The organism is Enterococcus lactis (assembly GCF_015751045.1).
Taxonomy (GTDB): domain Bacteria; phylum Bacillota; class Bacilli; order Lactobacillales; family Enterococcaceae; genus Enterococcus_B; species Enterococcus_B lactis.
This window is the reverse complement of the sequence record NZ_BNJW01000001.1, coordinates 83,477-103,568: the sequence shown is the minus strand read 5'-3', so window position 1 is coordinate 103,568 and position 20,092 is coordinate 83,477. Positions and strand designations below refer to the sequence as shown.

The following is a 20,092-nucleotide window of genomic DNA, read 5'->3' as shown; positions in this document are numbered from 1 at the left end:
TTTTAACTCGTTTAGAAAGAAGGGGTAGTATGGCGATTAGTGAAGAACAAGTGAAACACGTTGCCAAATTAGCAAAACTTGCGTTCGCAGATGAAGAACTTGCAAGTTTTACCGACCAATTAGGTAAAATCATCGATATGGTGGAAATGCTGGAAGAAGTAGATACGGAAGGTGTTCCATTTACGTCGAATGTTGTCGAAACAGTAAACGTGATGCGACAAGATCGGGCGCAAGCTGGATGGAACCGTGATGAATTATTGAAAAATGTGCCGGAAACAGAAGACGGCTTTATCAAAGTACCCGCAATCATCGATAATGGGGAGGCTGGCGCATAATGACAAAATTACACAATCGTTCTCTAGAGGAACTACATCATATGCTTGTATCAAAAGAAATCACTGTACAAGATTTGACAAAAGCAACATTTGAACGAATCAAAGAAACAGAGCCTGAGATCGAAGCATTCATCACATTGAATGAAGAAAAAGCATTGGAACAGGCAAAAGCTTTAGATGAAAAAGGGATTGATGAAAGCAACATCCTTGCTGGAATTCCGATTGGGATCAAGGATAATATCGTAACAAAAGATATCTTGACAACCGCTGCATCTAAGATTCTTTACAATTTTGAACCAATTTATGATGCAACGGTCATGGATAAAATCTATCAAGCAGATATGATCCCTGTTGGTAAACTAAACATGGATGAATTTGCTATGGGCGGAAGTACAGAAACTTCTTATTTCAAGAAAACAAAAAATGCTTGGGACCAAACAAAAGTACCTGGGGGCTCTTCCGGTGGTTCTGCAGCAGCAGTAGCAGCTGGACAAATCCCAGTTTCTTTAGGTAGTGATACGGGGGGAAGTATCCGCCAGCCAGCAGCTTTCAACGGCATTGTAGGAATGAAACCTACTTATGGCCGTGTCTCACGTTTTGGTTTGATTGCCTTTGCTTCATCTCTTGACCAAATCGGACCAATGACCCGTACGGTGAAAGATAACGCATTAGCATTAACAGCTATCAGTGGTTATGACGAAAAAGACGGTACTTCTTCAGGCGTTTCAGTTCCTGACTTTGCAGAGGGACTGACCGGTGACATCAAAGGAATGAAGATTGCTTTACCTAAAGAATACTTAGGCGAAGGTGTGGCCCCTGGCGTAAAAGAAGCTGTATTGAAAGCAGCAGAAACATTCCGTTCATTAGGTGCTGTTGTGGAAGAAGTCAGCTTACCTCATTCAAAATACGGTGTGGCTGTTTATTATATCATTGCCTCATCAGAAGCAAGTTCCAACTTGCAACGTTTCGATGGTATCCGCTATGGTTATCGCTCTGAAAACGTGAAATCATTGGATGATGTATATGTCAACTCACGTTCAGAAGGATTCGGTGAAGAAGTAAAACGCCGTATCATGTTAGGTACATTCTCATTAAGTGCGGGTTATTATGACGCTTACTTCAAAAAAGCAGGACAAGTCCGTACATTGATCAAACGAGATTTTGAAAAAGTCTTTGCAGATTATGACTTGATCATCGGACCATCTTCACCAACAGTGGCATTCGGAATCGGTGAGAACATCAACGATCCAATCACGATGTACATGAGTGACATCTTAACGATCCCTGTCAACTTGGCTGGACTTCCAGGTATGTCTGTACCGGCAGGATTGTCAGAAGGATTACCAGTTGGATTGCAGATCATCGGTAATTATTTTGATGAAAAAACGATGTATCAAGCGGCATATGCGTTTGAACAAGCAACAGAATTCCACACACAACAACCAGCTATTTTAGGAGGGAAAGACGAATGAATTTTGAAACAGTCATTGGACTAGAAGTCCACGTCGAGTTGAAAACCAACTCAAAAATTTTCTCTCCAGCGCCAGCTCATTTTGGTGCAGAACCAAACAGCAATACAAACGTGATCGACTGGGGTTATCCAGGCGTGCTGCCAGTAATGAACAAAGCTGCGCTGGAATTCGGGATGAAAGCAGCTTTGGCATTAAACTGCGAAATCTCTAAAGATACTCATTTTGACCGGAAAAATTACTTTTACCCAGATAATCCGAAAGCATATCAAATTTCCCAATTTGATCAACCAATCGGTCATGACGGATGGATCGAAATCGAAGTAGAAGGCAAGAAGAAAAAAATCCGGATCGAACGGGTCCATTTAGAAGAAGATGCTGGGAAAAACATGCATGGTATCGGCGGCTATTCTTACGTTGATTTGAACCGACAAGGCACGCCTTTGATCGAAATCGTTTCTGAAGCTGATATGCGTTCACCAGAAGAAGCATACGCTTATCTAGAAGCATTACGTTCAATCATCCAATTTACAGAAGTCAGCGATGTGAAAATGGAAGAAGGTTCTATGCGTTGTGATGCGAATATTTCTCTCCGCCCTTATGGACAAGAAGAATTCGGTACGAAAGCAGAATTGAAAAACTTGAACTCTTTATCTTTCGTGAAAAAAGGTTTAGCTTTTGAAGAAAAACGTCAAGCAAAAGTTCTTCTTTCAGGAGGAGAAATCCAACAAGAAACACGCCGTTTTGACGAAACAACGAATAAAACAGTTTTGATGCGTGTGAAAGAGGGTTCTAGTGATTATCGTTATTTCCCAGAGCCTGATATTCCGAAATTCGTGATCGATGACGAATGGATTCAAAAAGTAAAAGCTAGTTTACCTGAGATGCCAGCTTCTCGTCGCGAACGCTATATCCGTGAATTTGGTCTTCCAGAGTATGACGCAATGGTATTGACACTTACAAAAGAAATGTCTGATTTCTTTGAAGCTGTTTTGGAAAATGGTGCAGATGCCAAGCAAGCATCTAACTGGTTGATGGGTGAAGTTTCTGCTTACTTGAACAGTGAGAAACTGGAATTAGCTGAGACAAAATTGACACCTGAGAACTTAGCAGGAATGATTCGTTTGATCGCCGATGGAACGATCAGCTCAAAAATCGCCAAAAAAGTCTTCCGTGAATTGATCACAAATGGCGGAGAAGCGCAAGAAGTTGTTGAGAAAAATGGTTGGGTACAATTATCTGATCCTAGCAAACTTCTTCCAATCATTAATGAAATCTTGGATAACAATCAACAATCTGTCGATGATTTCAAAAATGGAAAAGATCGTGCGGTTGGCTTCCTAGTCGGTCAAATCATGAAAGCAACTAAAGGGCAAGCAAATCCTGGTGTCGTGAACAAGCTGCTTAAAGATGAATTAGCGAAACGCTAGAGGCTGAAAATGAAAAAAGCACGCGTAATTTATAACCCTACCTCGGGAAAAGAATTATTAAAAAAAAATTTGGCGGATATCCTGCAGGCATTAGAAGAAGCAGGATTTGAAGCCAGCGCCTATGCCACTACACCAGAACCTGATTCAGCCAAGAATGAAGCACGCAGAGTTGCAGAACTAGGTTTTGATCTAGTAGTGGCAGCTGGGGGCGACGGAACGATCAACGAAGTGGTCAATGGGATCGCTCCGCTTGAACACCGTCCTAAAATGGCCATTATCCCAGCCGGTACGACGAACGACTATGCTCGAGCATTAAAAATTCCTAGAGATAATATTAAAGCAGCAGCAGAAGTAATAAAAAAACACCAAACAGTAAAAATGGACATCGGTCTTTCTGATAGCAGTTACTTCATCAATATCGCTGCAGGCGGCTATTTGACAGAATTGACTTATGAAGTTCCATCAGAACTAAAGAGTATTTTTGGTTATCTTGCCTACCTTGCGAAAGGAGCAGAGATGCTACCTCGAGTAAAGCCAATCAAAATGCGCTTGAAGTATGATGAAGGGGAATATATCGGAAATGCTTCGATGTTTTTCCTAGGGCTGACGAACTCTGTTGGAGGATTCGAACAGATCGCGCCAGATGCCAAATTGGATGATGGCAAGTTTTCTTTGATCATTGTGAAGACAGCAAATATCTTTGAGATCTTGCATATTGCGGCACTCATGCTGAATGGCGGTCGACATGTCGATGATCCAAGAGTAATCTATACCAAAACAAGCAGTTTGTTCGTCGAAACAGAAGATGATATCAATCGACCAGTAATGATCAACTTAGATGGTGAATATGGCGGGGAAGCACCGATGCATTTCCAAAATCTTCATCAACACATTGAGTTCTTTGCCAATACCGATCAGATTCCTGATGAAGCAATCACAGGCACAGATGAAGAAGAATTAGAGGTTGTCAGCAAAGAATTCGTAAAAGAAGTCGAACGTTTAACGGATGAAGATATCGACGGTGACGGAAAAATAGCAGACGAAACACCTAATCAAAAGAATTAATCAAAAGCCGGTGCTGAACGTAGTAAGGTCAGTGCCGGTTTTAGTTGTGTAATTAGCTGATTTATAGTAGAGTTCAGTAGGATTGAAAAATAGGCTTAAAGGAGCAAAATATGACAGAACAGCAAATAGTAAAGAAAAACGAACGATATACAGTCGAAATCGTCGACTTGAGTTATGAAGGAATGGGGGTAGCAAAAATCGATGGTTATCCATTGTTTATCGAAAATGCACTCCCTGGAGAAGAAGTAGAAATACTAGTAGTGAAAGCAGGCAATAAGTTTGGGTATGGGAAAGTCGAAACATTTATTACACAATCTCCTGATCGCCAGCCTGTAGAAAACAATGCATTACTTCGCACAGGTATCGCACCTTTAGCTCATTTGAAGTATGAACAACAGCTTGTCTTCAAACAAAAACAAGTAGAGCATGTAATGGCGAAGATTGCTAAGATGCCAGAAGTTCCTGTACTTCCAACTGTCGGAATGGCAGAACCATTCGGCTACCGTAATAAAGCACAGATCCCTGTTCGCCGTATCGATGGACAGTTAGCCACCGGTTTTTACAAAAAGAATAGCCATGATCTAGTCCCTATCGAAGATTTTTATATCCAAGATCCTGTCATCGATCAAGCAATCAAAGTAGTCAGAGATATCTTGCAACGGTTCCAAGTACGAGGATATAATGAAGAAAAAAATGAAGGACAGCTTCGTCACATCATTATCCGTCGTGGTCATTATTCCCATGAAATGATGGTCATTTTAGTTACTCGTAAAGAAAAATTCTTTAAATCCAAGGAAATTGCTGAAGCCATTCATGAAGAATTGCCAGAAGTGGTTTCGGTCATCCAAAATATCAATGAAGAAAAAACAAATGTGATTTTAGGAGACAAAGAAAAAGTTTTATATGGCAGAGACTATATCGAAGATCAGCTATTAGGAAAAACCTATCGAATCTCAGCAAAGTCATTTTATCAAGTAAATACTCAACAAGCAGAGTATCTGTACCAAACAGCCATCGAGTTTGCTGAGTTAGATAAAAAAGACATTGTGATCGACGCTTATTCAGGAATAGGTACGATTGGCTTGTCTTTAGCAGACAGAGTGGATAAGGTGTATGGGATGGAAGTTATTCCAGAAGCAATTGAAGATGCACAGTTCAATGCTTTAAATAATAAAATCGAAAATGTTCATTATGAAGTCGGAAAAGCAGAGAAAGTCATGAAAAAATGGCAAGAAAAAGGGATTAAACCATCTGTGATCGTAGTTGACCCTCCACGAAAAGGATTAGATCATCATTTTATTGAATCAGCAATCGAAATGTCACCAGAACGAATCGTCTATATCTCGTGTAATCCGGCAACTTTTGCAAGAGATGCTAAGTTATTTGCAGAAGCAGGTTATGCCGTGAAGAAAGTTCAGCCTGTAGATCTTTTCCCGCAAACCCATCATATCGAATTAGTCGCTTCATTCGTTAAAGGAGAATAAAAATGGACCAAAAAGAAAAAATGAAAGAATTGATCAAAAAGAAACAAGGTGGAGGCCGATCCAAACAAATGGAAACACCTAAGAATGATCGTAAAAACATGAGAAAAGGCCCTAAGATCTTTAATAAGTAATATGGTTAAAAATGGATGGGGAACGATGATCTTGATGATCGTTCCCCATCCTTTCGCTATTTAAATCCTCATACACTTTGTTTTATATTCTTGAAAATGATATAACCTAAAAAAGATAAAAAAAGAGTGAATAAATGCCGCTATACTCCACATTTTTGGTAATTCAATCGGCTGTTCGTGAAAAAGTCGTTGAAAATGAGGGGTTAAAAAAGTCATGATGACAAAAGAAACAAGAAATTTAGCTGCATTTAGAAAAGCTTAGAAAAACTCATGAAAGCCATCAGAATTGCTCCTGCTGACTGGAAAGCTACATACGAGGCCATTCCAAAATATTTAGCTGATTGCATTCAGATATTTTAACATTTTTTGTGTTCAACCAGTAATGAGACAAAGAGGCTGGGACAGAAGCGTTTAACTCCAAGAAATAAGAAGGAATTCACGAAAATTGCTTTTTCAAATTTTTGTTAATTTCAGCTTATTTCCGAAGGAGTTGCTTCTGCTTCCGCCGTTTATACGTGTTTAGAGCGTGGGACAAAAGTGTTCTTTACTTTTGTCCCACGCTCTTTTGGCTATGCTACCTGAAATTGACTATTATAAAGGCTAGCATAAAGCGTTGGTGCTTGGAGTAATTCAGAATGCGTTCCTTTTTCGACGATATCGCCGTTTTTCATTACAAGGATCATATCTGCATTTTCAATCGTTGACAAACGGTGCGCGATGACAAAACTTGTCCTGTCTTTTGTCACAGCCTCCATTGCTTGCTGGATCAATGCTTCTGTTCGTGTATCTACACTAGAAGTTGCTTCATCTAAAATAACGACAGGGGGATTTGCCAGAATGACCCGTGCAATTGTTAATAATTGTTGCTGCCCTTGAGATAACGTACCATTTTCGCTAGAGATGATTGTATCATATCCCTCTGGCAGTGTTCGAATAAAGTGATCACATTGCGCGATTTCAGCCGCTTCGATAATTTGTTCTCTCGTGGCATCCATTTTCCCATAGGCAATATTATCGGCCACTGTTCCTTCAAACAGCCAGGTATTTTGTAAGACCATCCCAAAAGAACGGCGTAGTTCTCCACGCGAAAGCTTAGTAATATCGCGGCCGTCAAATTCGATCTTTCCTTTATTCAGTTCATAAAAACGCATCAGCAGATTAACTAAAGTCGTTTTTCCTGCACCAGTTGGTCCAACGATCGCCACAGTTTGTTTTGGTTTTACTGAAAAATCAACTTGATTCATCAATATTTTATCCGATGTGTAACCAAATTGTACATTTTTGAAAGCTATTTTTCCTTTCGGTTCTTCCAAAAGTTTTGCTTCTGGTAAGTCCGGAATTTCATCTGTTTCATCTAATATCTCAAAGATCCTTTCGATTGCAGCCATTGCGGATTGGATCGAGTTGATCACATAAGAAGCAGTGGAAATTGGTTCAGAGATCTGATTGATGTACTGAAGGTAAGCTTGTAAGAAGCCAATCGTTACACCGCCAGAAAGAACGAGTATAGCACCGAATACCGCACTTATGATGAAGGCGAGTTGATTGATGAAACGGATTGCCGGATAGATGGCAAAGTTCATAAATTGAGCACGTTTAAAAGCATTGTATTGTTTTTTGTTTACTTCATGTATAGAAGCTTCTGCATGAGCTTGCTGATTGAATGTTTTGACCACTAGATTACCAGCTAATATTTCTTCCATCCGATTATTCAAGACACCTAGTTCATATTGGTTTTGTTCAGAAATCTGTTTGTTTTTATTCGCAATTTTAGTTGTAACAATTGAACTTCCGACGATCAGCAATAAGACGAGCAAAGTAAGCTTGCTTTCGATATAAAACAGCATTAGACCAGCAGCAGCTATTGTTACGACAGAAGTGAAAAATTGATTGATACCTGTCAATAACACTTGAGAAAGCTGATTGAGTCCGGTAGTCGTTCGACTGATGATGTCGCCGACTTGATGATTATCAAAAAACGACATCGGTAACGTTTTGAATTTTTTTGTGATTTCTTTTCGCACTCTCAATGTGATCTTTTCGCTTAATGCTGCCATTGTACGTTCTTGGATAAATGAAGCAACACTGCTTAGGACTGAACAGCCGATCAGCAATAAGACAGGGAACAGCAATGCCTGTTTGATATCACTGAAAGTAAGCTGTCCAATACCTGTTTTTCTTATTTGCGACAACAAATCATCAATCCCGATTCCCATGATCAGGGGCATGGCTACAACTAATAGGTTGCCCAATAAACTGCATAGAAACAATCCGTAAAAATATTTATGTTCAGGTTTGATCATTTTCCAAAAACGTATCAAAGCGCGTGTGTTTAACGTTTTTTTCTTTTCCATCGAACCCTTCTTTCTATATTCCTTGTGATTTGGCAAATTCCTGATATGTTTGACAATTAGACAATAGTTCTTCATGAGTACCTTGTCCTACGATTTTTCCTTCATCTAAAACAATGATGTTATCTGCTTGTTGGATCGTACTGAGACGTTGAGCAACAATCACGAGAGTTTTCTCCGACATGTGTTTATGGAGTGCTGCCCTTAATGCTGCGTCTGTTTTATAATCTAAAGCGGAAAAACTATCATCGAATACATAGATTTCTGCTGGTTTGATCAATGCTCGAGCAATGCATATCCGCTGTTTCTGTCCGCCAGAATAATTAGAACCACCTTGAGCAACAAAGCTATCTAATCCATCCGGAAGAGTGTCCACTAGTTCTTCTAATTGGGCGATCTTGATCGCTTTAGCCAATTCTTCTGGTAAGGCATGTTCATTTCCCATCTGCAAGTTGCTTAAGATCGTACCGCTGAATAAGAAAGCTTTTTGAGGGACATAACTGATGTGTGAGCGGATCTGTTCCTGTGTCATTTGAGTAAGAGGGATACCACCAAGGGTCACTTTTCCTACAGTAGGATCACTTAGTCTCAAGAGAAGTTTTGCTAAACTGCTTTTTCCAGATCCGGTCCCGCCAACGATCGCCGTTGTTTTTCCTTTAGGTATTGTAAAATCAATATCTTCTAGAACTGGATCAGAAGTTTCAGTATATTTGAATGTGACATGTTCAAAAGCTGCTGCATTTGTCTGAGCAAAGGATGGTTTAGCAACTGTTTGGATCGTCTCTTCTTTAATTTCGATCTCTGCTTCGAGTATTTCTTCTATTCGTCGTAAAGAGGCGAATGATTTAGGGATAATGACCAGTACCATGGCTGCAATCATCAAATAAGCAAGTGTCAGCATAGAGTATTCCACTACCGCGGTCACGACCCCGATCTGTAACGTCCCGTCTGCCACAAGATTTCCGCCAAACCACAAAATAGAAGCATAAACGATTCCCATGAGTAAAAAAGCAATTGGAGTGACCCAAGCAAAGATTCGGTTCACTTTGATCATTTGACTAGCATAATCTGCAAAGGTCTGATTCGTTCGCTTTTCTTCATATGATTGATTATCAAAGGCACGGATCATATTGATCCCCGTAAAGAATTCTCTCAATGTGATGGTGATCCGATCCATTTTTGGTTGGATACTCAAAGATAAAGGCGTTCCTCGTTTCATCAGTCGGTAAACGATCCATACGTAAAAAACAACAGAGAGTAATGTAACCCATGTAAGCAATAGAGAATAACGAAACATCATGAGGATGGTGAAAAAGCAAATAACTGGTGCTGGTAAAATCATTTGGCAAAATAAAACAATCATTTGCTGGACATTATCGACATCATTCGTCATTCTTGTCAAAAGAGATCCAGAACTGAAACGGCTGATATCCTTCATTGACAGTTGTTGGAATTTACGGAAATATTTCTCCCGTGTCTGGAATCCAAACCGAGCGGATGCCAACGCTGAAAAGTAACTAGAGGCAACTGCAGCGATCGTTCCTAGAAATGCTACAAGTAGCATTTCAACGCCGATTTTCTTGATAACAGAGGCTTCGCCACTTGCTATACCTGTGTCGATCAGTTTGGCTACTAATTTTGGTACACCTAATGTACCGGCGATTTGTAAACAGATCATCACAAAGGTAAGGAGAGCGAGTCCTTTGTTTTGCTGTAAGAATTTTTTTAAGATAGTCATATTATTCCTCCTTTTTCCTGATACTTTTCGATTCTATACCTTCAAGTAGCTTGAAGGTCAATAGAAAAAAGAATAAACTAGAAAAGAGGTGAGAAAAAATGAAAAAAATGTACACGATCGGCCAAGTATCAGAACTGTTCGATTTGCCAAAATCAACGATTCGCTATTGGGATGAACAGGGTCTGATCCGGTCAAGCAGACAGGAAGAGAATGATTACCGCTTGTTTGATATCGACGATATTTTTATGCTTTATGATATTGTTTTTTATAGAAAATTAGATATACCGATCAAGCAGATGAAGAATTTATATGGTAAAACGCTGACGGAGTTATATGAGACACTTGATGAAACAGAAAAAAGAATCCATAAAGAACTATTGATAATGAAACAAAAACAGAAAGAGATAAGGGCGCGAAAAAAACAGTTGAAATTGATGATCGATACAAACGAGGAAGAATTTCCTATAGAAGAGATCCCTTTTGACTGTATGATCTCAACGGAATTTGAGGATATTGTGGAAATAAAACAATTTCTACCGAACTATTCGAGTTTTGGAATGATGAGTATGCCAGCTTCCAGTTCGCAAACGATGTACGGCTTTTTTATCGACCCTAGTGAGATACATTTATTTTCCCAAGATGTGATTTGGAAGAAAAAAGATACGACTATTTATCGCCGGTTTTTATTGAAATCTGAGATGAACCATGCGGAACGTAATAATATCTTAGAAGTCAGAGAAACAATGCATGAAAAAGGGTGGGAAACAGGAGAAGTGATCGGACAATATCTATTGACAAATACGGACGAAAACAATATCAGAATTGAATATTATCATGCATGGATGGAAATGAAAAAATAGGAAAGAAATATTTAGGATAAGTGGATTGAATGGATGAAAATGAAATAAGAGAGAAACTGCTCGATTTTTTTATTAAAAAAAGATTGACAAAATGAAACGAAAGTGGGATATTAATTAGCAAATAATGAAGCGTTGAAGAGAAGAGTAGCTGATCGGAAATAAGTACAGAGACCTTGGTAGGTGAGAGCAAGGATTGTTTGGTCAGTGAAGATGAGCTCTGAGTTTTTTGGATTGTTCACGCAATCTAAACGGTAAAGCGACCGATAACTCGCCGGGTATACAATCTGTACCGATGAGGCATTATTTGTGAAAATAATGCAAATAAGGGTGGTAACACGAAGTATTCGTCCCTTTTGTCGTTCAACGGCAAAAGAGGCGGGTACTTTTTTCTTTTTTTGAAAAGCTTCATACGCTTTGTTAAAACATGATTATTGGAGGAGATTTTTTATGACAATTCGAACAACATCACCATTTCGCTATGACATCGTCGGGAGCTTTTTACGTCCTGAAAAGCTGAAAGAGGCAAGGACTCGTTTTACCGATGGGGAAATCACACAAGAGGAACTTCGAAAAGTTGAAGATGAAACGATCATCGAATTGATAAAAAAACAAGAAGGAGCTGGTTTGAAAGCTGTTACTGATGGAGAGTTCCGTCGCAGCTGGTGGCACTTGGACTTCTTTTATGGGTTGAATGGCGTGGAATTTTATGTGCCTGAACATGGCTATTTCTTTCATGGAGAAGAGACACGTCCTGGTACAGTGATTGTGACGGGGAAAATTTCTGGTACGAACCACCCTTTCGTCGAACATTTTAAATTCACTCAGGCACATACAAGTCAAGGCATCGAAGTGAAACAGACAATTCCTGCTCCAGCTCAAATTTTAGTGGAACTACTTCGTCCGGATATATTACCCCATGTTCGAAAAGTCTATGAAGACAATCAAACATTGATCAAAGATATCATCGCAGCTTATCGTCAAGTGATCGACGACTTATATGAAGCAGGTGCGCGGACGATCCAGCTAGATGATTGTACATGGGGAGTATTAGTTGCACCACTTCCTAAAGGGTTTGCGATGGATGAGGGAAAAGATGAAAAAGAAGTTCGTCGGGAACTAGCAAATCTTTATTTAACGATCAACAATGCAGTCTTAGCTGACCAGCCGGATGATTTAACACTCAATACACATGTCTGTCGCGGGAATTATCATTCTACTTGGGCAGCATCGGGGGGCTATGACGACGTAGCAGATCCATTATTTACTCAAGAAAATGTCCGTGCCTATTATTTAGAATACGATAGTGAACGTGCTGGGAGTTTTGCACCTTTAGCGAAAGTTTCCGAAGATAAATTAGTTGTATTAGGCTTGATCACAACGAAAAGTGGTGAACTGGAAGAGCGCCAGCAAGTGATTGACCGGATCTACGAAGCGACACGATATCTGCCTTTGGATCGTTTGTGCTTAAGTCCTCAATGCGGATTTGCTTCAACAGAAGAAGGAAATATTTTGTCTGAAGAAGAACAATGGGAAAAGATTGCTTTTGTCAAAAGCATTGCAGAAGAAGTTTGGGGGAACAATTAAATCATGCAGGAGAGCTTGCTAGGAAAGAACACTATGGTATAATCAGAATGCTTAATACTAATTTCTGAGGGAGACTTATGAAAAAGAAAATTCTTAAATTTATCGGATGGTTCTTCGGAATCATTCTTGGGATCGCGTTTGCAATCTTTCTTGCCTTCCAGCTTTCCCCCAGACCCGGAGCATTCTTGATCAACCATATGTTTTCAAATACTGTTCAAATCACCGATCAGAAAACGTTCAATCAAGCAGAAAAAAACGTGGCGAAAAAAACAGATTTGACGTACGAGTCCAACTATAAAGAGAATACGTATGATATCTACTATCCAAAAAACAGCAAGGGACCTGTTCCTGTTCTGTTTTGGGTACATGGTGGAGGGTTCGTCGGCGGAGATAAATCAGGTGTCAAGGAATTTGCGACAAAATTAGTATCAGATGCCAACATCGCAGTGGTTGCGATGAATTATGAATTAGCGCCTGATTCAGAATACCCTAATCAAGTTCTTCAAGTGAATGAGCTGGTCAAAGATTTATTAGCTGAAGGCGACGACAAACTGCTAGACATGGAACAACTATTTTTTGGCGGCGATAGTGCAGGTGCACAAATCGCTTTGCAATATGCAGCTCTACAAACAAATGAAGCGTATGCCAAACAGATGAAAATCAAACAGGTACTTCCAAAAGATAGTTTGAAAGGAACCATTTCTTATTGTGGACCCGTTGATTTAAAGCTAACAGCACAGCAACATTCGGATGATCGATTTATGAAGTTCTTCGTCAAAACCGTTGCATGGTCGTTGATTGGAACAAAAGATTGGAAAACGAGCGAGCAACTGAAAGAAGCTAGTGTGGCTGACCATGTTTCTAAGGAATTTCCGCCAACGTATATAACTGACGGAAATGCTTACTCCTTCCAAGAGCAAGGTCAAGCATTAGAAAATCGGTTGACAGAATTAAAGGTACCCGTGCAATCCTTGTTTTATACAGATACAAAAAAAGAGATTACCCATGAATACCAATTTGATTACACGCTAAAAGAATCGCAAAATTGTTACCAGCAGACATTGGATTTTGTGAATAAGTATAAGTAAGAGGTTGTGAAAAAGCCGTTTAGTTTTGAGTATGAAGAAACGAAGCGGCTTTTTACAACCTCTCTTTTAATACCTTTTTGTTCTTGGGATAAAACTTTCCCGAACAATCAATCGTGCAGGATAAGTCAAAATGATTGGTTCGTCCCGTATTCCGTCAATTCGCTCCAATGCCATTCGAACAGCTGCTTGCCCAATTGATTTCGCATTGATTTGGACACTGGTCAAGCCAGGGGAGAGGTTTGCGATTGTCTCGATATTATCAAAGCTTGCTACAACAATCTCTTCTCCAATTTGGATATTTTTTTGTTTCAATGCCCGATAGACACCGATTGCCATTGGATCGCTCCCGACAAGAATGGCAGTAGGAAGAGGGGATTCATTTTCTAATAGATCAGTCGCAAGTCCCTCACCTTGTTTTTCTGTCCAGCCACCTAGACGATAAGACATATATTTTTCTAAGTGATGATCGATCATAAAATGCTGATAGGCACGCATTCTCTTTTCGTTTATAGAAATCTGCTTCCCACCCAGTTCATCCATATCGACTTTATACCCCCCAATATAGGCTATTCTTTTATGGCCATTTTCTAAGAACAATTCCAGTACGGTTTTAGTCATCCGTTCAAGATCTGCATAAACCATATCGACCTCTTGCTGGATGTCAGGGTTATCCACGACGACTATTTGCATGTTTTGTTTTAATAAGGCGGTAATCGATTCTTTCGTAACGGTCCCAACAACGATCACCGCACCTAACTGATCTAGATCTTCCCATTGTTTAGGATTATCAGATAGATTATAGATTCGATTCATCCCTAAATGCAGACGTCGAGCTTCTTCTTCCATCCCTACTCGCAAATGTTTGTAATAGATATCATGTTCTTCGCTCGCTTTGCCGATCGTAGAGATCACACCAATCGAAGGCATTCTCTTTTTGATATATTTTCGAGTACTGATATCATAATCCAACGCAGCTGCTGCCTCTACTATTCGTTGCCGAGTAGCCTGAGCCACATGGATCGTCTGATCGTTATTCAACACGCGGGAAACTGTAGCAGGAGAGACATTTGCCTTTCGTGCGACATCTCTAATTCCAACCATTTTTACACACTCCTCAAAAAAACAAAAAATTTCTATTGACAAAATTGTTTAGTAAACAGTATACAGGAATTATAAAAAAAGTAAACGGTTTCCGTTTTGGTGGGAGTGAAATGATGGATATTACGCATAAAAAAACAGAAAAAAATTTCATCTTATTTGATGAAAAGAGCCGAGTATTCCATTTACGAAATACATTTCTTTCTTATCTGATAAAGATAGAAGAGAGCAATGTATTGGCGCATATTTATTTTGGCAAACCAGTCAAGCAGTACAAAGACAATAAAAATTATCCCCGAAGAGATCGTGGATTTTCAGGAAATATTCCCTTAAATCCTGACCGGTCTCTGTCGAAAGATACACTACCACAAGAATACTCTTCTCATGGCAGCATGGACTTTCGAACGCCCGCATCGATCATTCAGCGCAAGAATGGGTCAGACTTACTGGATCTGAGATATGATAGTAATTATATTACAGATGGGAAGCCAGACATCGAAGGCTTGCCTCAAACTTATGTGCTAGACAAGTCAGAGGCACAAACGTTGGTGATTTCACTTAAGGATAGAGAAACAGCGATTTATTTCGATTTGTTCTATACCATATTTAGTGATAGAGCAGTGATCACACGATCTGTAAAGATAAGAAATGAAACTAGAGAAACAATCAAACTAGAAAAAGCAGCTAGTTTCCAGTTAGATTTTGCCCATACTAGGCGATTTGATGAAGTCATTGCTTTGCCAGGAGCACATGTCAATGAAAGACAGATCTCACGGCAATCTCTTTTATCTGGAACAAAAGTATTTGAAAGCCGTCGAGGAACGAGCAGTCACCATATGAATAACTTTATTGCTTTAGTTCATCATCATACGACAGAAAATACTGGAGAAGCGATTGGACTTCAATTTGTTTATTCCGGCAACCATTCTTTCGAACTTGAAAAAGATCAGATCAATCAATTGAGAGTCGTCGGTGGGATCAACAGCCATTGTTTTTCGTGGGAATTGAATGCAAATCAGTCTTTTCAAACACCTGAAATGATCCTTTCTTACTCAAGTCAGGGATTGAACAAAATGAGTCAGATCCACCATGAGTTGCTACGTGAAAGAATCGCAAGAGGTCGTCATCAATTTGCTGAACGGCCGATTCTTGTCAATAACTGGGAAGCCACTTACTTTGACTTCAATAGTGAAAAAATCAAAGCGATCATTGATGAAGCAAAGGAGCTAGGCATCGAAATGTTCGTATTAGATGATGGCTGGTTTGGAAAAAGAGATGCGGACAATTCTTCATTAGGAGACTGGTTCGAGTATAAAGGCAAGTTGACAAATGGATTACGTGAAATAGCAGATTATGCTCATAGCAAAGGATTGAAATTTGGTTTATGGTTTGAACCAGAAATGATCTCCATTGATTCTGAACTGTATCGAACACATCCTGATTTTCTTATGCAGGTGCCAGGTAGAATGCCTTCTGCTTCCAGATCACAACATGTACTGGATTTTACAAGGTTAGATGTTCGGCAGACGATTGAGAAACAAATGAGAAAGATTTTAGACACGATTCCTCTTGACTACATCAAATGGGATATGAATCGTTCGCTTTCAGATATCTATTCGATTACCCTTGACCCACTTAGACAAGGAGAAGTAGCGCATCGTTATATGCTTGGGCTTTATGAACTACTCGAACATTTGACAGCTGATTATCCGGAAATCTTATGGGAAGGCTGTTCTGGTGGAGGTGGGCGGTTTGATGCTGGTTTTATTTATTATATGCCGCAGTCATGGACAAGTGATAACACGGATGCAGTGGAGCGTATGAAAATCCAATATGGAACAAGTCTTGCTTATCCGATTTCGTCCATCACGGCTCATGTATCAGCTGTACCAAATCATCAGACTGGCAGATCTACTTCGTTGAAAACAAGAGGAGAAACAGCTATGAGCGCTGTTTTTGGTTATGAACTGGATTTGACAAAGCTGTCTCCTGAAGAAAAAAAGCAAGTCAAAGAACAAATTATATCCTATCAAACGATTCGTCCCGTGATCCAGTACGGCCATTATTATCGTTTGGCGAGTCCTTTTGAAGAAAATATTGTCGCATGGATGTTTGTGTCTCCTAAACAAGATGAAGCTATTGTGTTTTTAGGGAGGATACTAGCTTCAGCTCAACCAGCGTTCCATGAAGTATATCTGTTGGGGTTAGATGATGAGGCACTTTATCAGGAACAGACCTCGAAGCGGCTATTTTCGGGGGCCGAATTGATGACAGTCGGACTTTACTTCCCTGATTTTCAAGGTGATTTCCAAACAGAGCTGCTTCATTTCAAAAAGTTATGAGAGAGAAGGAAAAAAGTATGAAAGCAAATATAAAATGGTTAGATGATCCACAAGTTTTTAGAGTGAACCAATCAAATGCGCATAGTGATCATGTTTGCTATGCAACAAGGGAAGAAGTAGAAACCACATCATCCCTTAAACAGTCTTTAAATGGAACATGGCGTTTTTGTTATTCGCCAAATCCTTCGGTACGTCCAAAAACATTTTATAAAAAAGATTTTGATGCCTGTTCTTTTGATGAAATCACTGTTCCTAGTCATATTGAATTAGCAAATTATGACAAGATCCATTACATCAATACGATGTATCCGTGGGAGGGACATGTATTTCGCCGTCCCCCTTTCACGACAAGCCCTGAGAAAGAGGCTGAAGGGATATTTTCAGCTGCTAAAGACAATCCGGTGGGGTCCTATTTGACGACTTTTCGATTAGAAGAAGGTCTAAAGGGAAAACAAATCTCGATACATTTTGCTGGTGTAGAACAAGCAATGTTCCTTTGGTTGAATGGTCATTTTATCGGCTATGCCGAAGATTCGTTCACTCCGTCTGAATTTGATTTAACACCTTATTTGGAAGAAGAAAATATTCTAGCTGTGGAGGTTTACAAAAGAAGTACAGCTGCATTCTTGGAAGATCAGGACTTTTTCCGATTTTTTGGGATCTTCAGAGAGGTCTTCTTAGTTGCTCGAGGACAAAACCATTTAGAAGATCTTTGGATCAAACCTCGCTTAGATGACAAATGTCAAAATGGTAAACTTGAAGTAGATTTGTCTTTTGAGCAAGTAGCCAAAAACAGTCAGCTGAATGTAGCGATACTAGATCCTGAGGGGAAGGAAATCTATCAACAGCAATATCCGTTAAAAGAACAAATGACGATTCGGATCGATGGATTTGAAAACGTGGCATTGTGGGGGCATTTTCAGCCCAATTTATATAAGCTTGAATTGGAGACGATAGACGAAGAAAAAAGAGTAACGGAGTATATTAACTATTCCTTCGGTTTTCGTAAAATCGAAATCAAAGATAAAATCATATACTTCAATGGAAAACGGATGATCATCAACGGGGTAAATCGACATGAGTGGCATCCAAAAAAAGGACGCGCCATCACTATAGAAGATATGGAAAAAGATTTGGCTATCATAAAAAATGCAAAGATCAACGGCGTACGGACATCTCATTACCCCAACCAGATCACTTGGTATTATTTATGCGACCAAGCAGGTATCCACGTGATGGCGGAAACGAACCTCGAATCCCATGGCTCATGGCAAAAAATGGGTGCATTTGAGCCTTCTTACAACGTGCCAGGTGCAGTACCTCAGTGGCAATCTGCTGTTCTTGATCGGGCAAAAACGAATTTCGAAACATTAAAAAACCATCCAAGCATTCTTTTTTGGTCTCTTGGAAATGAATCCTATGCGGAAGAAAACATTCGACAAATGAACGATTACTTCAAAAAAGTAGACCCGGATCGACTTGTTCATTATGAAGGGAATTTTCCAAATCCAGCATTCGAAGATTCGATTTCAGATGTAAAAAGCTGCATGTATGCGCCACCAGAAGAGATCGTTGACTACCTTGAAAATAAAGCGGAAAAACCGTTCATCTTATGTGAATACATGCATGACATGGGGAATTCGTTAGGTGGAATGGATTCTTACATGACGTTGCTTGATCGTTATGAAATGTACCAAGGAGGCTATATATGGGATTTTAAAGATCAGGCGATCCAAGTGACTGATCCAATCACTGGTAGAGAAGTGATGCGCTATGGCGGTGACTTTGACGATAAACCAAGTGACTATGAATTCTCAGGGAATGGAATCGTTTTTGCAGATGGACAAGAAAAACCCGCCATGCAGGAGGTAAGATATTATTATGAAAAATACAGTAAATAAAAGTCATATGGAGACAGAAAAAGTTGCAATCGTCTTCGGCGACTGTACATTAGGTGTCAAATCGGGGAATACGCATTATATTTTTTCTTATACAAGAGGCGGACTGGAATCGCTCAATAAAAACGGAAAAGAATGGCTATACCGGGAAACACTTCCAGTTTTTTGGCGGGCAACGACCGATAATGACAGAGGTAGCGGATTTGGATTTAAATCTGGTATGTGGTTAGGAGCCGGATTGTATCCAAAAGTCAAAGAAATAGAAGTACTGGTGGACAATAAAAAGATCGATTTGCCGATTGCCCCAGTAAATAATCAATATTCAAGTAATGAATACGCTGGAACAGTTGAAATCATTTTTACACTGGAAATCAACACAGTACCAAAAACACAAGTGACAATTTCCTACCAAATCGCTGGAGAGGGTAAAATGCTTGTTAAAATGCATTATGTTGGACAAAAAGGGTTGCCGGAATTACCAGCATTGGGTATAAGGTTCATTATACCAACAAAAGCAAAATTCTTTGAGTATGAGGGTTTATCAGGGGAAACATATCCGGATCGGCTGGCTGGTGGTATCGAAGGTATTTATAAAGTGGAAGGACTCCCTATCCCTCCATATCTTGTTCCCCAAGAATGCGGTATGCATATGGAAACGAAATGGCTAGAACTGACAAGAAATCAAACATTGGATAATACGGACAAAGATCAAGAAGACTTTTCGTTGCGATTTGAACAGCAGGATACGCCATTTGCTTTTTCCGCTTTACCATTCAAAGCAGAAGAACTGGAACAGGCGACACATATAGAAGAACTACCGCCAGAAAGACGAACGGTTCTTACGATTTTTGCAAAAGTAAGAGGAGTCGGGGGTATCAATAGCTGGGGAGCGGATGTTGAGTCACCTTATCGCATCAGCGGCGAAGAGGACCATGAAATCAGCTTTATTATCCAGTAGCGATCTTTAGATTATTATTTGAAAAACAGAGTTTACAAGACAAAGCTGCTTTATTCTATACGTCATGAACAAGATACGTCATGAACAAGCGAGCAAAAAAGTTCTCAGAATCTTTTGTTCATGACTATTTTCTTCAATGAAACCAATTGTTGTTTTTCTGAAAAATAAAGTTAAATATCAGAAAATTAAAAAAAGTTTCACAAAAATGATTGACAGTCGATTTTTTTATGTCTATACTAGGTACAATTCTTACATCAGTTT

At 39.6% G+C, this 20,092-nt stretch carries 15 protein-coding genes and 1 other annotated feature; of the genes, 12 read left to right on the top strand and 3 right to left on the bottom strand.

The window, feature by feature from the left end; genetic code table 11:
* The first annotated feature begins 29 nt into the window (after window positions 1–29).
* The 6 genes from gatC (at window position 30) to KFO35_RS00535 (ending at window position 5,914) form a co-directional block, all read left to right on the top strand.
* Window positions 30–335 (top strand): Asp-tRNA(Asn)/Glu-tRNA(Gln) amidotransferase subunit GatC, encoded by a 306-nt coding sequence (gene gatC / locus KFO35_RS00560; protein ID WP_002288477.1) that lies wholly within the window; start codon window positions 30–32, stop codon window positions 333–335.
* Window positions 335–1,807 carry an Asp-tRNA(Asn)/Glu-tRNA(Gln) amidotransferase subunit GatA gene (gene gatA / locus KFO35_RS00555; RefSeq protein ID WP_002297528.1) on the top strand — a complete coding sequence of 491 codons (1,473 nt, stop codon included), beginning with the start codon at window positions 335–337 and terminating at the stop codon, window positions 1,805–1,807. The genes gatC and gatA overlap by 1 nt, the downstream gene beginning before the upstream one ends.
* Entirely contained in the window at window positions 1,804–3,234 is a 1,431-nt protein-coding gene (gene gatB, locus KFO35_RS00550; RefSeq protein WP_002297526.1) for an Asp-tRNA(Asn)/Glu-tRNA(Gln) amidotransferase subunit GatB, read from the top strand. Before gatA ends, gatB begins: the two co-directional genes overlap by 4 nt.
* A 9-nt stretch (window positions 3,235–3,243) precedes the next feature.
* A complete protein-coding gene (locus KFO35_RS00545) occupies window positions 3,244–4,299 on the top strand; it encodes a diacylglycerol kinase (protein WP_002292050.1) in 1,056 nt (351 codons plus the stop codon).
* 110 nt (window positions 4,300–4,409) lie between these two features.
* Entirely contained in the window at window positions 4,410–5,783 is a 1,374-nt protein-coding gene (gene rlmD / locus KFO35_RS00540; protein WP_156271802.1) for a 23S rRNA (uracil(1939)-C(5))-methyltransferase RlmD, read from the top strand.
* A 2-nt stretch (window positions 5,784–5,785) separates the two neighbouring features.
* Window positions 5,786–5,914 (top strand): 30S ribosomal protein S9, encoded by a 129-nt coding sequence (locus KFO35_RS00535; protein ID WP_002295229.1) that lies wholly within the window; start codon window positions 5,786–5,788, stop codon window positions 5,912–5,914.
* A gap of 569 nt (window positions 5,915–6,483) precedes the next feature.
* Here the strand turns inward: KFO35_RS00535 and KFO35_RS00530 are convergent.
* Complete coding sequence (locus KFO35_RS00530) at window positions 6,484–8,268, bottom strand: ABC transporter ATP-binding protein (protein WP_002314857.1); 1,785 nt, start codon at window positions 8,266–8,268, stop codon at window positions 6,484–6,486.
* Window positions 8,269–8,281: 13 nt separating this feature from the next.
* Window positions 8,282–10,003 carry an ABC transporter ATP-binding protein gene (locus KFO35_RS00525; RefSeq protein WP_086285961.1) on the bottom strand — a complete coding sequence of 574 codons (1,722 nt, stop codon included), beginning with the start codon at window positions 10,001–10,003 and terminating at the stop codon, window positions 8,282–8,284.
* A gap of 98 nt (window positions 10,004–10,101) precedes the next feature.
* Here KFO35_RS00525 and KFO35_RS00520 point away from each other — a divergent pair, with 98 nt between their 5' ends.
* The 3 genes from KFO35_RS00520 (at window position 10,102) to KFO35_RS00510 (ending at window position 13,535) form a co-directional block, all read left to right on the top strand.
* Window positions 10,102–10,863: a MerR family transcriptional regulator gene (locus KFO35_RS00520; RefSeq protein ID WP_002314859.1), complete on the top strand. Its 762-nt coding sequence runs from the start codon at window positions 10,102–10,104 to the stop codon at window positions 10,861–10,863.
* Between the two features lie 123 nt (window positions 10,864–10,986).
* Window positions 10,987–11,218 (top strand) — a binding site (T-box leader).
* Between the two features lie 92 nt (window positions 11,219–11,310).
* Window positions 11,311–12,447, top strand: coding sequence for a 5-methyltetrahydropteroyltriglutamate--homocysteine S-methyltransferase (locus tag KFO35_RS00515; protein WP_002292037.1), 1,137 nt, complete (start codon window positions 11,311–11,313; stop codon window positions 12,445–12,447).
* A 77-nt stretch (window positions 12,448–12,524) separates the two neighbouring features.
* Window positions 12,525–13,535, top strand: coding sequence for an alpha/beta hydrolase (locus KFO35_RS00510; protein WP_002345957.1), 1,011 nt, complete (start codon window positions 12,525–12,527; stop codon window positions 13,533–13,535).
* 66 nt (window positions 13,536–13,601) lie between these two features.
* On the opposite strand, the gene KFO35_RS00505 is transcribed toward KFO35_RS00510, so the two are convergent.
* Window positions 13,602–14,636, bottom strand: coding sequence for a LacI family DNA-binding transcriptional regulator (locus tag KFO35_RS00505; RefSeq protein ID WP_002314861.1), 1,035 nt, complete (start codon window positions 14,634–14,636; stop codon window positions 13,602–13,604).
* A gap of 113 nt (window positions 14,637–14,749) precedes the next feature.
* On the opposite strand from KFO35_RS00505, the gene KFO35_RS00500 reads away from it, so the two are divergent.
* The 3 genes from KFO35_RS00500 to KFO35_RS00490 are packed head-to-tail and all read left to right on the top strand — an operon-like array spanning window position 14,750 to window position 19,831.
* The gene (locus KFO35_RS00500; protein WP_002314862.1) at window positions 14,750–16,975 is read left to right on the top strand and encodes an alpha-galactosidase; all 2,226 of its coding nucleotides are present in this window, start codon (window positions 14,750–14,752) and stop codon (window positions 16,973–16,975) included.
* A gap of 17 nt (window positions 16,976–16,992) precedes the next feature.
* Window positions 16,993–18,876 carry a glycoside hydrolase family 2 TIM barrel-domain containing protein gene (locus KFO35_RS00495; RefSeq protein ID WP_025477234.1) on the top strand — a complete coding sequence of 628 codons (1,884 nt, stop codon included), beginning with the start codon at window positions 16,993–16,995 and terminating at the stop codon, window positions 18,874–18,876.
* Window positions 18,857–19,831 carry a beta-galactosidase small subunit gene (locus KFO35_RS00490; protein WP_002314864.1) on the top strand — a complete coding sequence of 325 codons (975 nt, stop codon included), beginning with the start codon at window positions 18,857–18,859 and terminating at the stop codon, window positions 19,829–19,831. Before KFO35_RS00495 ends, KFO35_RS00490 begins: the two co-directional genes overlap by 20 nt.
* Window positions 19,832–20,092: the final 261 nt, after the last annotated feature.

Excerpts from the sequence above, each read along its gene's own strand:
- KFO35_RS00530 (WP_002314857.1), bottom strand. The coding sequence starts at position 8,268 with ATGGAAAAGAAAAAAACGTTAAACACACGCGCTTTGATACGTTTTTGG.
- rlmD (WP_156271802.1), top strand. The coding sequence starts at position 4,410 with ATGACAGAACAGCAAATAGTAAAGAAAAACGAACGATATACAGTCGAA.
- gatC (WP_002288477.1), top strand. The coding sequence starts at position 30 with ATGGCGATTAGTGAAGAACAAGTGAAACACGTTGCCAAATTAGCAAAA.
- KFO35_RS00520 (WP_002314859.1), top strand. The coding sequence starts at position 10,102 with ATGAAAAAAATGTACACGATCGGCCAAGTATCAGAACTGTTCGATTTG.
- KFO35_RS00500 (WP_002314862.1), top strand. The coding sequence starts at position 14,750 with ATGGATATTACGCATAAAAAAACAGAAAAAAATTTCATCTTATTTGAT.
- KFO35_RS00545 (WP_002292050.1), top strand. The coding sequence starts at position 3,244 with ATGAAAAAAGCACGCGTAATTTATAACCCTACCTCGGGAAAAGAATTA.
- KFO35_RS00515 (WP_002292037.1), top strand. The coding sequence starts at position 11,311 with ATGACAATTCGAACAACATCACCATTTCGCTATGACATCGTCGGGAGC.
- KFO35_RS00495 (WP_025477234.1), top strand. The coding sequence starts at position 16,993 with ATGAAAGCAAATATAAAATGGTTAGATGATCCACAAGTTTTTAGAGTG.
- KFO35_RS00490 (WP_002314864.1), top strand. The coding sequence starts at position 18,857 with ATGAAAAATACAGTAAATAAAAGTCATATGGAGACAGAAAAAGTTGCA.
- gatB (WP_002297526.1), top strand. The coding sequence starts at position 1,804 with ATGAATTTTGAAACAGTCATTGGACTAGAAGTCCACGTCGAGTTGAAA.
- gatA (WP_002297528.1), top strand. The coding sequence starts at position 335 with ATGACAAAATTACACAATCGTTCTCTAGAGGAACTACATCATATGCTT.
- KFO35_RS00525 (WP_086285961.1), bottom strand. The coding sequence starts at position 10,003 with ATGACTATCTTAAAAAAATTCTTACAGCAAAACAAAGGACTCGCTCTC.
- KFO35_RS00505 (WP_002314861.1), bottom strand. The coding sequence starts at position 14,636 with ATGGTTGGAATTAGAGATGTCGCACGAAAGGCAAATGTCTCTCCTGCT.
- KFO35_RS00510 (WP_002345957.1), top strand. The coding sequence starts at position 12,525 with ATGAAAAAGAAAATTCTTAAATTTATCGGATGGTTCTTCGGAATCATT.
- KFO35_RS00535 (WP_002295229.1), top strand. The coding sequence starts at position 5,786 with ATGGACCAAAAAGAAAAAATGAAAGAATTGATCAAAAAGAAACAAGGT.